This window comes from Mucilaginibacter sp. A5337 (assembly GCF_059690695.1).
Genome location: NZ_JCAWEC010000004.1, coordinates 363,677 through 376,765 on the forward strand (window position 1 = coordinate 363,677; position 13,089 = coordinate 376,765).

General features: G+C 42.9%; 11 protein-coding genes. 7 read left to right on the forward strand and 4 right to left on the reverse strand.

Features of this window, described 5'->3' with window-relative positions; translation table 11 throughout:
• Positions 1 to 13: 13 nt before the first annotated feature.
• The 3 genes from porM to AC59JO_RS15475 all read left to right on the forward strand — a co-directional run bounded on the left by porM (position 14) and on the right by AC59JO_RS15475 (position 3,388).
• On the forward strand, positions 14 to 1,534 hold the full coding sequence (gene porM / locus AC59JO_RS15465) for a type IX secretion system motor protein PorM/GldM (protein WP_497306313.1): 1,521 nt from the start codon (positions 14 to 16) through the stop codon (positions 1,532 to 1,534).
• A gap of 6 nt (positions 1,535 to 1,540) precedes the next feature.
• The gene (porN, locus tag AC59JO_RS15470; protein ID WP_413669813.1) at positions 1,541 to 2,515 is read left to right on the forward strand and encodes a type IX secretion system ring subunit PorN/GldN; all 975 of its coding nucleotides are present in this window, start codon (positions 1,541 to 1,543) and stop codon (positions 2,513 to 2,515) included.
• A gap of 477 nt (positions 2,516 to 2,992) precedes the next feature.
• Positions 2,993 to 3,388 (forward strand): hypothetical protein, encoded by a 396-nt coding sequence (locus AC59JO_RS15475; protein ID WP_413669812.1) that lies wholly within the window; start codon positions 2,993 to 2,995, stop codon positions 3,386 to 3,388.
• A gap of 77 nt (positions 3,389 to 3,465) precedes the next feature.
• Here AC59JO_RS15475 and uvrC read toward each other — a convergent pair whose 3' ends face one another.
• From uvrC to porW, 4 genes are all read right to left on the reverse strand, one after another.
• Positions 3,466 to 5,286: an excinuclease ABC subunit UvrC gene (uvrC, locus tag AC59JO_RS15480; RefSeq protein ID WP_413669811.1), complete on the reverse strand. Its 1,821-nt coding sequence runs from the start codon at positions 5,284 to 5,286 to the stop codon at positions 3,466 to 3,468.
• Positions 5,287 to 5,364: 78 nt separating this feature from the next.
• On the reverse strand, positions 5,365 to 5,748 hold the full coding sequence (locus AC59JO_RS15485) for a four helix bundle protein (protein WP_497306316.1): 384 nt from the start codon (positions 5,746 to 5,748) through the stop codon (positions 5,365 to 5,367).
• 51 nt (positions 5,749 to 5,799) lie between these two features.
• Complete coding sequence (locus AC59JO_RS15490) at positions 5,800 to 8,064, reverse strand: transglycosylase domain-containing protein (RefSeq protein WP_497306318.1); 2,265 nt, start codon at positions 8,062 to 8,064, stop codon at positions 5,800 to 5,802.
• 3 nt (positions 8,065 to 8,067) lie between these two features.
• A complete protein-coding gene (gene porW / locus AC59JO_RS15495; protein ID WP_497306319.1) occupies positions 8,068 to 11,034 on the reverse strand; it encodes a type IX secretion system periplasmic lipoprotein PorW/SprE in 2,967 nt (988 codons plus the stop codon).
• 69 nt (positions 11,035 to 11,103) lie between these two features.
• Between porW and AC59JO_RS15500 the strand changes: the two genes are divergently transcribed.
• From AC59JO_RS15500 to atpE, 4 genes are read left to right on the forward strand one after another with little or no spacing between them, the layout of a single operon-like run.
• On the forward strand, positions 11,104 to 11,334 hold the full coding sequence (locus AC59JO_RS15500) for an AtpZ/AtpI family protein (protein ID WP_497306321.1): 231 nt from the start codon (positions 11,104 to 11,106) through the stop codon (positions 11,332 to 11,334).
• A gap of 5 nt (positions 11,335 to 11,339) precedes the next feature.
• Positions 11,340 to 11,720: a hypothetical protein gene (locus AC59JO_RS15505; RefSeq protein WP_497306323.1), complete on the forward strand. Its 381-nt coding sequence runs from the start codon at positions 11,340 to 11,342 to the stop codon at positions 11,718 to 11,720.
• Positions 11,721 to 11,734: 14 nt separating this feature from the next.
• Positions 11,735 to 12,817 (forward strand): F0F1 ATP synthase subunit A, encoded by a 1,083-nt coding sequence (gene atpB / locus AC59JO_RS15510; protein WP_497306325.1) that lies wholly within the window; start codon positions 11,735 to 11,737, stop codon positions 12,815 to 12,817.
• Between the two features lie 45 nt (positions 12,818 to 12,862).
• The gene (gene atpE / locus AC59JO_RS15515; protein WP_091171878.1) at positions 12,863 to 13,072 is read left to right on the forward strand and encodes an ATP synthase F0 subunit C; all 210 of its coding nucleotides are present in this window, start codon (positions 12,863 to 12,865) and stop codon (positions 13,070 to 13,072) included.
• Positions 13,073 to 13,089: the final 17 nt, after the last annotated feature.

The following is a 13,089-nucleotide window of genomic DNA, read 5'->3' on the forward strand; positions in this document are numbered from 1 at the left end:
AGAATTAGAATAGATGGCCGGAGGTAAGGAAACCCCAAGACAGCGAATGATAGGTATACTATACCTGGTACTATTGGGCCTTATTGCCCTTAACGTACCGGATAGCCTGTTAGACGCGTTTAAGAATATTACAAATAGTTTGGATGCATCAACCAAAAACGTTAACACTGGTTTACAGGCCACATATAGCGCTTTTGAGGCTACCAAACTGAAAGAACAAGCTGAAAGGGCTAAGCCTATTTATGATAAGGCTAAACAGGCAAGTGCTATAGCTGCAGAACTAAATACTTACGTTGAGCAGTTAAAAGCCAAATTGATTGCAGAAGGTGGCGGCATTAACCCGGAGATTGACGATGTTAACGCCCGGGATAATCTGGATATTTCGCCCCGTATCATGATCAACCAAAGAAATGGGGAAAAGCTGAAAGCTAAAATTGACGAAACCCGTCAAAGACTGCTTCAAGCCCTGGGTAAAGACAGCGCGGGTGTACAGTTTTCACTGAATACCATAGCGCCCAAGCCACATGGTGATGTTAAAAAATCATGGCAGGAAGCTAACTTTGGCGATGGTATACCGTTAGGTGCAGCGCTTACTACTTTAGCCAAAATAGAAGCTGATAATAAGAATGCCGAAAACGAAGTAGTTAAGAAGTTATTAGGAAAAATTGATCAGGCACAGGTTACACTTGATAAATTTAGTGCTGTAGTGGTAGCCCCAAGCAGCTATGTTATAGCCGGACAACCTTATACTGCCCAGATCTTTTTAACTGCTTACGATTCAAAATCAAACCCTGATATTACTGTTAATGGTAGCAGGGTTTCTGTAACAGATGGTAAAGGTAATTATACCATTACCGCAAGCGGTGAAGGAAAACATAGCGTGGAAGGTTTTATCACGGTAAAAAATAATACAACCGGCAAAAATGATTCATATCCCTTTAAGCAGGAATATACGGTTGCAAGGCCCTCGGCGGTTATTTCTCCTGATAAAATGAATGTGCTTTATATAGGTGTCCCTAACCCTATCTCTGTATCTGCACCGGGAGTATCTGCAAGCGACTTAAACGTGCATTTTAGCGGAGCCGGCTCTTTGAGCGGTTCAGCTGGACATTATACGGCTACAGTAAGCAGCATAGGCAGGGCTACTATTTCTGTTAGTGGTGCAAAAGGAGCAGTATTAGGTTCAACAGAGTTCCGGATTAAAAGGATCCCTGACCCTAAGCCACAATTTGCCGGTAAAAGCGGTGGTAACACCAGCTCGGCCAATATCAAAGCGCAGGACAGGCTTTTTGCCCAGCTTGATAACTTTGACTTTGATGCTAAATTTAACGTAACGCACTTTACTATGCTGGTTGTAAAACCACGCCAGGATGCCATTATTTTATCAGGCTCGGGCGGTGAGTTAACCAGCGCTATGCACAGTGCTTTAAATACGGTTACACCAGGAACTACTGTGATATTTAAAGATATCATTGCAGTAGGCCCTGACCATTCACCACGGTCACTTGACCCGATTGTATTATCCGCAAATTAAGCGCGTATGAAAAAGAGAATTTTAGTTGTTATCCTGTGCCTTGCATGCGTAAGCGCCTACGCGCAAAAAAAGCGTACAAAAAGGCCTGCAAAAAAAACAACCACAGCCAGACAAGTAACGCAGAAACCTGTACAGGTTCAACCGGATAACGTAACCAGCCAGCAGCCGCTTGATACAGCACGTAAAATCGCCGCAAAACCTTTTGACAGGCCACTTGATGGTTACTATAAGAAAAATAATATCATTAATGCCAAGGTTACACCTTACCCTAACCTGCGCGAAAATGATGTTGCGTTTGCAAAACGTGTTTGGCGTGAAATTGATGTACGCGAAAAAATGAACCAGTACCTGGCTTCACCTAAAGGTCGTTTAATTGACGTGTTGCTGGATGCTATCACCAGGGGCGAGCTTACAGCTTACGATCCAACTCCGGGTAAAAAAGATGATCCGGGAGGCGACGGTTTTACTACTCCTTTAACAGGTGCCCAGGCCCGCGGCCGTTTAGCATCTGACAGCAGTGTAGTTGAAAAACGCGATAAGGACAATAACGTTATATCATCAACACTTGTTGCTGGCGAATTTAATCCGGATAGCATACTTAAGTTCCGTATCAAGGAAGATTGGATCTTTGACAAGCAGCGCTCGGTGTTTGAGCCCCGCATTATCGGTATTGCTCCAATGATCAAACCCAAAGGAACCGGTACACTTGATGTAGACTATCAACCAGCTTTTTGGATATATTTCCCTGAAGCACGCCCGGTACTTGCAACTAAAGAGGTAGTTAGCCGCAGCAGTGATGCCACAGGTTTAAGCTTCGACGACGTATTTATCAAACGCATCTTTACCAGCTATATCGTAAAAGAAAGTAACGACAAGGATGAGCGTATAAAAGATTATGCCCAGGGCATTGATAAGCTTTACGAATCGGAAAGGATTAAAAAATCCCTTTTAGATTGGGAGCTTAACCTTTGGCAGTACTAACAGGGTAAAGATTAAACAAGATTTTACAAAACAGGCGATGAATTTTCATCGCCTGTTTTTGTTTTATGAGCCTTTTGCTTTTGGAGTTTATCATGGGGCTTAAAAGTAAAAATATAGAGTCATGTTGAACTTGTTTCAACATGACTCTCGCTAATCAACTATGCTAAGCAAATCTGCTACTTGTGGGGTGGGTTGCCGAAACAAGTTCGGCACGACGTTGCGATGGATTTAATAGGCCATTCTCACCTCCCGCCTGACCAATAACTTAAAGCTTTCGACCAACTCCCCAAAAAATCCGACCAACTCCCGAAAGTGGGGTAAATAGTGCCTTTTTAGCGTTTGCCGAGCCCTTTCGGGGCTTTGTCTATTTATATCAACAGCTGGTATAACTCTTTTTAGCAGTCAAAATATATGTTGTTCATTTGATCATTGAAAACAACAACACAACATATTTTAAAACATTAAAACCTTAAAGCCATGAAAACCTCAATAAAATTATCAGCCTTATTTGTATTATTAACTGCAGGTGTATTTGCTACCACAGTAGCCAAAGCCGACGAAGGTAATGCCGACATTACTCCCAAAGCCAAAGAAGTTGTAAGCTTTAAAGCCCTTGACCACGATCGCGGCTTGAAAGTGAACTTCGCCAAAACTGAAAGCGGAAAGTCAGTTGTAAAGGTTTACAATAAAGATAATGAGCTTTTATTGAAAGACATTGTGCCCAGCAAAACTGATGTGAGCAAAGGCTATGTGTTAAACGGTTTAGCAGATGGTGAATACACTATGGAAATCTACACTAATAACCAGGTGGTTAAAAAATCAATCCATGTTTACCAGGATGGCGATCAAAAATCATTTTATATAGCTCAGTAATAAAAATTACTACCTCAATATATAAAGAAGGCCCGGTTGATTGAACCGGGCCTTTGTTTTTTAGAAAATCTCAGATATTAGCCTTGTTCAATCTCTGCTCCGCCACCAAAATACATTAATATTGCTTTAGCCTGTTTAAGATTCACTACTTCAAGCAATGTTTCTTCATTAGCTTCCCTGATCTTCTTTACCGATTTAAAGTACTTAAGCAGCTTTTCGGCGGTAGTTTTGCCTATGCCTTCTATCAGTTCAAGCTCGGTTACCAGTGTGCCCTTGTCCCGCTTTTTGCGATGGAAGGTGATCCCAAAACGGTGTGCCTCATCGCGCAGGTGCTGGATCACTTTAAGCGTTTCTGATTTTTTGTCGAGATATAACGGATATTGGTCATTAGGATAGTAAAGTTCTTCCAAACGTTTGGCGATGCCTATTACAGTTACTTTTTTATCTATACCCAATAATTTGAGACTGTGCATAGCCGATGATAACTGCCCCTTGCCGCCGTCAATTACGATAAGCTGTGGTAACTCCGTCCCTTCATCCAGCATGCGGCGGTAACGACGATGTACGGCTTCTTCCATAGTGGCAAAATCGTTAGGGCCTTCAACGGTTTTAACATTGAAGTGGCGGTAATCCTTTTTAGATGGTTTTCCATCTTTAAATACCACAATGGCCGATACCGGGTATTTGCCCTGGAAGTTAGAGTTATCAAAACATTCAATATGGCGTGGCAGTTGGTTCATGCGCAGGTCTTTCATCATCTGCGTAAGTAAGCGCTCGGTACGAATCTCTGGGTTCAGCTTTTCGTATTGGTCAATCTTTTCTTTTTTGAAGAACTGTACATTCTTTTGCGAAAGATCAAGCAGCTTACGTTTTTCGCCGAGTTTAGGTACCGTGAATTTGATGTTAGGATGGTCTTCAAGGTCGATATCAAACGGAACAATGATTTCCTTGCTGTCGCTACTGTAACGGCTCCTGAACTCGGATATGGCCAGCGTGAGCAATTCCTCATCGCTTTCATCAAGCCGTTTTTTTAGCTCGATGGTTTGCGTTTGGATGATAGTGCCATTCATCACCTTGAGGAAGTTTACAAAAGCGAGTTTCTCTTCAGATGCAATGCTGAACACATCCACATCGGTAATAGATGAGTTAACAACGGTTGATTTGCTCTGATAATTTTCAAGCAGTTCAAACTTGCGTTTAAGCCGGTGGGCCAGTTCAAAGTTCATCTCCATGGCAGCAGCTTCCATTTCATTTTTTAAACGACGAAGAACCGCACCTATTTTGCCATTAAGGATATCTTTAATTTCCTCGATGCTATTATCATAGTCTTCTTCGGTTTGATAGTTTTGGCAGGGGCCTTTGCAGTTACCCAACTGGTATTCCAAACAAACCTTAAACTTACCTTTGTCTATGTTTTCGCGGGTGAGCTGCAGGTTGCAGGTACGTAATGGATAAGTTTCTTTAATAAGCCCTAAAATATTATGCATCATACTAACCGATGCATAGGGGCCAAGGTATTTGGAGCCATCTTTTATGATACGGCGGGTCCAGAAAATGCGTGGGTAGTTTTCGTTCTTAATGATGATCCATGGGTAGGTTTTATCATCCTTAAGCATTACGTTGTAACGCGGCTGATGCTTTTTGATCATGCTGTTTTCCAGCAGCCAGGCATCAACCTCGGTATCAACTATGGTAAAAGTAATAGCACGGATTTTGGATACCAGTACCCTTGTTTTGGCATTAATATGGATATCCTGGTTAAAGTATGAGCCAACACGGTTGCGCAGGTCTTTAGCCTTGCCAATATATATTAACTCCTGCTCACTATCCCAGTATTGATATACCCCGGGTTTGTGGGGGATATTTTTTAGTGCTGCCCTATAATCGAATTGGTTCATTAGTTCATTAGTTCACTGGTTCATTGGTCTGCTTGGTGATTGTCCCCTGCTTTACCAATAAATGCAGTTTATCGTTTATTACTCTCCCTTGTCATTTCCGTTCCGCTTGCCAATGAATTTAAGGTACGCATTTAATTTGAGATGAATGACCTGGAGCTTTTCAAACAGATCGTTGAATTGCTCCTCCGTTATCAGATTTCTTTTCTTTGACTTTTGTAGCCAGCCTTTTGTTTCCAAAATTGAACCACGGCTAAAGTAACAGAAATTGCGGTTTTCTTTATAGTGGTACCTTCCATAGCCTTCCGCGATATTTGCACTGATAGAATCAGCTGAACGGACTATTTGTTTTCCAACAGTGTCCTTAGTAAAATAGTCCCATGAGCTTACAATAAACCAAATCTCATCACTAAAACTATCAGCCAATCTGTATACCTCTAAATCTTCGAGCGAGTGATGACTCATACTATTGAACTATTTACCAATGAACTAATGAACAAGTGAACCAATGAACTATCAAAATCCCAATTTCTTATCTACATCAGTAGTTCCCTGTTGCTGCTGGTTATAGGCTCCGCAATCCAATATGATGCTAACCCCGTTTGCAGGGGCGTCAAAATCAACATTCTTTTTAATACCCAATGCCTGGTTAGCGTACACCTTTTTCATGTACATGGCAAATATTGGCAGGGCGCTGTTAGCTCCTTCCCCAAGGCGGGTGCTCTGGAAGGCGATATCACGATCTTCACAACCTGTCCACAAGCCGGTAACCAGTTGTGGGGTTATGCCGATGAACCAACCGTCGGAGTTATTTTGGGTTGTTCCTGTTTTGCCGCCGATCGGGTTGCGCAAGCCGTATTTGTAGGCTAACCTTGAGCCGGTACCATCTTCAATAACACCTTTAAGCATGTAGGTCATTACATAAGCTGTTTGCGGGTTCATGGCTTGCACCACACGTGGAGTATGCGTATACAATACGTTGCCATTTTTATCCTCGATGCGTAAGATATAAGTAGGTTCTGTCCACAAACCGTGGTTAGCGAAGGCTGAGTAAGCAGCCGTCATCTCAAAAACTGAGGCATCAAACGTGCCCAAACATATTGAAGGATAAGGCGGAACATTAGTTGTGATGCCCATTTTTTTGATCAGCTCAACAACAGGCTCCGGTTTAACTTCGCCCATAACGTGGGCGGTAACCCAGTTTTGCGAATGTGCTAAAGCCTGCCTTAAAGTAATGAAACCCTGTAATGTTTCGGATGGTGAGGAGCGCGGGCACCACGGCGCACCATAACCGCGGATGGTATCAGGCACGTTATTGATTTTCATACATGGAGAGTAACCATTATCAATAGCCACGGCGTAAGTAAACGGTTTGGCTGTTGACCCTACCTGGCGTGTGCCGTTCTTCACCTGGTCATACTTAAAGTGTTCAAAGTTGGTACCGCCCACCCAGGCTTTAACATAGCCGGTTGTTGGGTCCATACTCATGAGCGCATTACGCAATAACATCTTACTATAAATGATACTGTCGATAGGACGCATCATGGTATCGATATTGCCATGCCAGGTAAACAGGTTAAGCATGGTTTTGGTCTGGAAGTTTTCCTGAATTTCTTCGTCAGATTTTTCCTGTTGTTTCAGTTGCTTGTACCTGTCGGATTTTTGCATACCCTGATCAAGCAAAAACTTAAAGTTGTGGATGCTTTTGTACAGGTTACGGCCGCGCCAGTGATCATTGAATTGAGCCTGCAGGTCCTTCATGTAATCGCGCTGCGCATCCTCCGCATATTGTTGCATGGTGGCATCAATAGTGGTATATATTTTTAAACCGTCGCGGTCAAGATCATAAGGAGTGCCATCCGGGTGGTTAATGCTCTGCTCTTTGAAGATCTTTTGAACTTCTTTCTTCAGTACCGAACGGAAGTAAGGGGCAAGGCCGTCAAAGTGATTATTCTGGTGAAAATCAAGGCCAAGGGGTTTGCGTTTATATTCTTCGGCCTGGCCTTCGCTCAGAAAACTTTGCTCAACCATACGGTTTAATACCAGGTTACGTCTTTTAAGTGCATTATCCGGGTGGCGGATAGGGGAATAAATGCCCGGCCCATTAACCATGCCTATTAACAAAGCGGCCTGATCGGGTGTTAATTTATCGGGCGTGGTATTAAAATAGGTACGCGCTGCCGATTTAATGCCATAAGTATTGTAAGCGCCAAAATCAACCGTGTTGAGGTACATGGTCAGGATCTCTTCCTTGGTATAATGACGTTCAAGCTTAACAGCCGTAACCCATTCCTGTAGTTTTTGAATGATCCGTTTAAACGGATTGGCCGATCGTTCGGAGAAAAGGTTAAGTGCCAATTGCTGGGTTATAGTACTGCCGCCCTGTTTTTGCCCGATGAGCAAATGCGCGAAAATGGTAAAACTCCGGCCAAAGTCGATGCCCGAGTGGTCATAAAAGCGTTTATCTTCAGTAGCAACCAAAGCATTAATCACGTTGGGCGACAATTCGCGGTAAGTAACGTTTGACCTGTTTTGAATATAGTAAGTACCTAAAACCTGCTTATCAGATGAGATGATCTCTGTAGCCTGGTTGCTTTTGGGGTTTTCCAAATCGCGGAACGAAGGCAGCTGCCCAAATACATCAAAAATGGTAAGCGTTATCATGATAATCACAAAAGCAAAAAGGGCTATCACTGTACGCCATATGTACCAGTTGTATCTTCTTATATCGGCAGGCTGAAGTTGATTTTTCGAGTTAAACCTTGTATTAGTGGTTCTCATTTTTTAATAAAATTTCTGGTAGTAGTCAAAATAACTATCCAATATACTTTGGGTTGCTAATTTATCCAGATTTTCTTTGGTAATGATAAAAAAGCTGTATTTATCCCTCGGTACCTTCATAATATCGGGTAGCAGGGGTACAATGGTGCGGGCATAATCCTTGGCATCGGCAAGGCTGTAAAAGCGGCCAACATATATCAGCTGGTTATTATCGCCAACGGTTTTTACGTGGTGGATAACTTCGCTGCGTGTATATCGTGTACGGTTAAACTGCCCTACACCAAAACGCGTTGAGGCCAGATTAGTTGTACCACTGGCAACATTTATCACAAAGTAATAATTGCTGCTATCGCGCTTGCTGAATATATAGTTAACAGCTGGCGCATTATTAATGGCGGCCGGGTGAACCGCGGCCACTGTATCTACTTGTTTGGGTACAGGCTGTGCAGCTATATCGCGTGAAGTATCCGGCATTTGATGCTGCGGCAACGGGATCTGCCCTACTGCAAGTTGTTTTGGCTGTTGAATTGCAGCCTTCTGAATTTGTGGTGCCGATGTTTTGGCTCCTGCAATTACGCGGGTATCCCGCTCGGGCAACCGCTCCTGGGGAGTCACGTTTTGAGCCGATGGCGTATATGGCGGGCGATACTCTGTTTGCTTTTGGTAGGCTACCGGCGGGGTAAAAGGAATTTCATTAGGGTCGTCATTAAATAATACCACCGGGCGGGCAGCTATTTCGGTTTTGTTTGAATCGATATAGGCCAGGTGCTGGTTAACCAGTGGAGCAATAAGTTTATCCTGCGGATATTTTGCGGCGATCAGTTGCAGATCGGCCTGAAATGGCAGCAGTTTTTCCATATGCCCGGCGGCAATGGTCTTGAGGTAATATAGTTGGGCTGCGTACCTGTTGTCGGGGTATTTGTTAAGCAGGTCGTTTGCCTTTTCAATCACCTGCGTATATTGCTTTTGCGAGTACAGATCGTATACCTGGTTGTAAAATCCGTTAAATTCGGCATCAACATCGGCCATTTTACGGGCATAGTCAGGATCGATAATAACCTTTGCGAATATACTTTCGGGATATTCTTTTAGCAATCTGTTTTTATAGTCATTTGATTTTGCCGCGTCGATATCAGCATAAAGCCTGTACAGGTTATAATAAATTGAAGGCTTATCGCTGCTTTGAGGGAAACGGGAAAGCAAAGTTTCATAAGTGGCAATGGCTTCTTTCTTATCTTCCAATACATCCCTATAAAAATTGGCCATTTCAAAATAGGCATTATAGATCCTGAAATTTGATTGCTGCAGGAGAGCAGGGGTAAGGGGCAGGTTTTTAACCAGGTCCTGCCTGAAAGTACCCGCAGACACATTGGTGCTATTATAAGCGACACTGCCGACAGGGGCGTCCGGATCATTAACCTGCGAACCAATTCCCGTTGCAGCAGTTGGTATGCCGGTATTTGAACGCCGGCTGCGGCGCCAGTTGTCCTCAAGTTTACGATTGCCCCATAACCTCTTAAAGTCGTTATAGCCCTGGCTCACGGCGCCGTTGTTGTAAAAGTAAAATGTACTGCCGCTGTTTTTGTTGGAAGAAGATGAATTATTCCTGTCGAAAGTATTTGACATAGCACCGTTGTTGGCATTGGCTGCTGCGCCGGCACTTGCTTCCAGGGCAGCCTGTTGCTGCTGACGTGTTTTGCGGGCTACCATTTCATCTATTTTGGCGTCGCGCGCTTTTTCATCCAAAGCGGCAAGCATTTGCAGGGTATCCTCGCGCGATATGGTTTCAAGCAGCCGCGTAAGGATCTGCAGGTTATCAGCCTTTTTGCGGATGAGCTGATATCCCGGATAGTTTACCGAGAGATTATTGAGCGTGCTATCGTAATAAAGCCTGGCGCTTACATAGTCTGCTTTGTTTTTAAAGTTGATATCGGCAATGCGCAGGTACGAGAGTCCTTTTTGATTTTGATTTTTGGTGCTCACCCGTACTGATTTTTTGTAGCTCTTGAGGGCATTATCAATTTCGCCGGCTTTAAATTGCTGTTCACCTATCTGGTAATAGATCTGGTCGAAAAAATCAATATTATCGCTGTTTTTAAGCAGGGCACGCAACAGATCGATCTTATTAGCCTTAACACCGTTTTGATTGTCGCGGATGCGGATCCGGTTAAGGTTGGCGTTAAAGGCCATTTCAAAACTGGCATTGCTTTTAACTATCCGGGTATAACTTTCATAGGCATCGGCCGGTTTTAAGTTAAGCTCCTGAAGTTGACCCAGAATAAATGTCCAGCGGAGTTTGAGATTGCTGATATAGCTATATTTAACAGCCAGCTTCGCCATCTCTTCTGCTTCGGCATAGTTTTGGGTTATGATATCATATTGAAGCTTGGTAGCATAAACATCGGCCGTGACATTTTTTTTGGGGTTGATATCCTGCACAGCCGAATCAATTACCAGTTTTGCCAAAGGTAGCTGGTTCAAGTACATGAGCCCGCGGGTTTTCCATACCAAAGCTTCCTGTTTCAGATTGGCTTGTTTGCCAAATGAGCGGGTTACATAATTAAAATACTCAACAGCATCAAAATAATTAGCTTCTAAATACCGTGCTTTTCCCAACACCAGATAGGCATCTCCCAAATAGTGGCTTTGCTCTTTGATGCTGATAATCTTGTTGGCTTTTACAATGGCTTCCTCCAGGTCCTTGTCGGGCGTACCGGTTTGTACCGTGGTATCAGGATATACATTTAAAATTTCGCTGTAAGCATCCGGGAAAGAGGAGGCATAGCTTTCCTGCTTGAGCCTTAAAATTTCATTAGCATTAAATAATATGTTGTAGTGGGCAGTCAGGTTCTGCATAGTACGGTTAAAGCCGCTTTGTTTTTCAAGCGAGCAACCGGCCGTAATCAGTATAACTGCAAACAGAAAAGAAATGCTGGTGTTTGGTTTATAGGATGATGATAATAGCCTCAATGCAATATGATAGTTTAAAAGCCTCGCTAAAATACTAAAGATTATGCAATAGGTTTAATAAATTTGCGCATGCCAAAAAATGAACAAAATAACGAGGAGGATGCAGGTAAGCAAGTTAGTGACTATGCTAAATTTACCGGCGTCGCGTTCCAGATGATCGCGATCATCGGTATTTGTGCTTTCGCAGGTTATAAAATTGACGAAAGTGCCGGGCATAAAGTACAGTGGGTTACCGCCATGCTTTCGCTTGCCGGGGTATTTATTGCATTATTCCTTGTTATACGATCTGTAAAAAAATAAAAACATTGCTGCGAGTTATCTTTTCCTTTATCCTGTTTGTAATTATCACAGCAATCCCTCCGGTTTTGCTTAGTTATACCGGCCATGCCAACTGGCTTGTACCGCGCTTTTGGCTCATCTTTTTTTTTATATCGATGCTTACATTTATCACCGTTTTTCTGGTGAATTTTGTGGGTAAGATCAACTACTCGCTGTACACCCAAACCTTCCTTGCTGCTACCACAGTTAAGATTTTAGCAGCAATGTTTTTCGCCCTGTTTTTCCTGATGAAGGTGAAACCAAACAACGGGATTTTCCTGGCCAATTTTTTTTACGTTTATTTCTTAAACATAGCCTTTGAAATTTACGGTTTGTTGTGTACCTTGCGCAACCAAAAATTAAAGTAAAAAACTCTCTGCTAATGGATTTTAGGCCTGTTTTGAACTCAAAAAAAATCACCTTAGGTATCGTTTTAAGCGTTTTTTCGCTGTTTGTATCCGTAAGAGCACTCGCTTTACAAGAAAAAAATCCTGCCGAGCCCGCCACCGAAACAAAGGAAGAAGCCAAATTTGATCCGACTGAAACCATCATGGAGCACATTTCGGATTCACATTATTTCCACATGGGTGGAAAACTTGCTATGCCACTTCCGGTAATACTTTACACTGATAAAGGCCTGGAAGTTTTCATGTCGTCGGTATTTGAAGAAGGCGAAAAAATCCATGAAGGTAAATACCATAAATATGCTCTTATTCATGACAAAATAAAGGCAGTAACCGGTGAAGATAAAACAATTGACACTACTGCTACAGTTTTTGATCTGTCAATTACTAAAAACGTAGCTTCGATGTTATTGTCAATGATTATTTTACTGTTGATTTTCCTGAGCATCGCATCAACTTATAAAAAACGTGTAGGCAAAGCGCCGAAAGGTTTACAATCGTTCCTTGAGCCCGTTATTTTGTTTGTTCGCGATGACATCGCGTTGCCAAACATAGGTTACAAGTACGCGCGCTTTATGCCGTTATTGTTGACCGTGTTCTTCTTCATCCTGATCAATAACCTGATTGGCTTGGTGCCGTTCTTCCCTGGTGGATCAAACCTTACCGGTAATATCGCGGTAACCATGGTGTTATCAGTAATTACCTTATTGGTAGTTAACCTTAACGGTAACAAACACTATTGGGCGCACATTTTTGTGCCGAGCTCTGTGCCGGTTTGGTTGTGGCCGTTATGGTGGGTTGTGGAGTTACTGGGTATCTTTTCAAAGCCATTCGCGTTAATGATCCGTTTGTTCGCAAACATTACAGCAGGCCACATCATTGTGCTTGCCCTGATATCGCTGATCTTCGTTTTCAAAAGCGCTTACGTTTCGCTGGTTTCGGTGCCTTTTGTAGTGTTTATGGATGTGCTTGAGTTGTTGGTAGCAGGCCTGCAAGCTTTCATTTTTACACTGCTTACCGCCCTGTTTATTGGTACTGCCATTGAGGAGCACCATCATTAATTAGTAAATAACTATAACATATATTAACATTTTAAATTTAAAATCATGATTGGAAGTATTGCTGCATTAGGTGCAGGTTTAGCGGTAATCGGTGCTGGTATCGGTATCGGTCAGGTTGGTGGTAAAGCCATGGAAGGTATATCACGTCAGCCAGAAGCTGCTTCAAAAATCCAAACTGCCATGATCATTGCTGCAGCTCTTATCGAAGGTGCTGCTCTGTTCGGTGTGGTAGTATCATTCCTGGGCTTACGTTAATCAGCTCAAAGAAAATT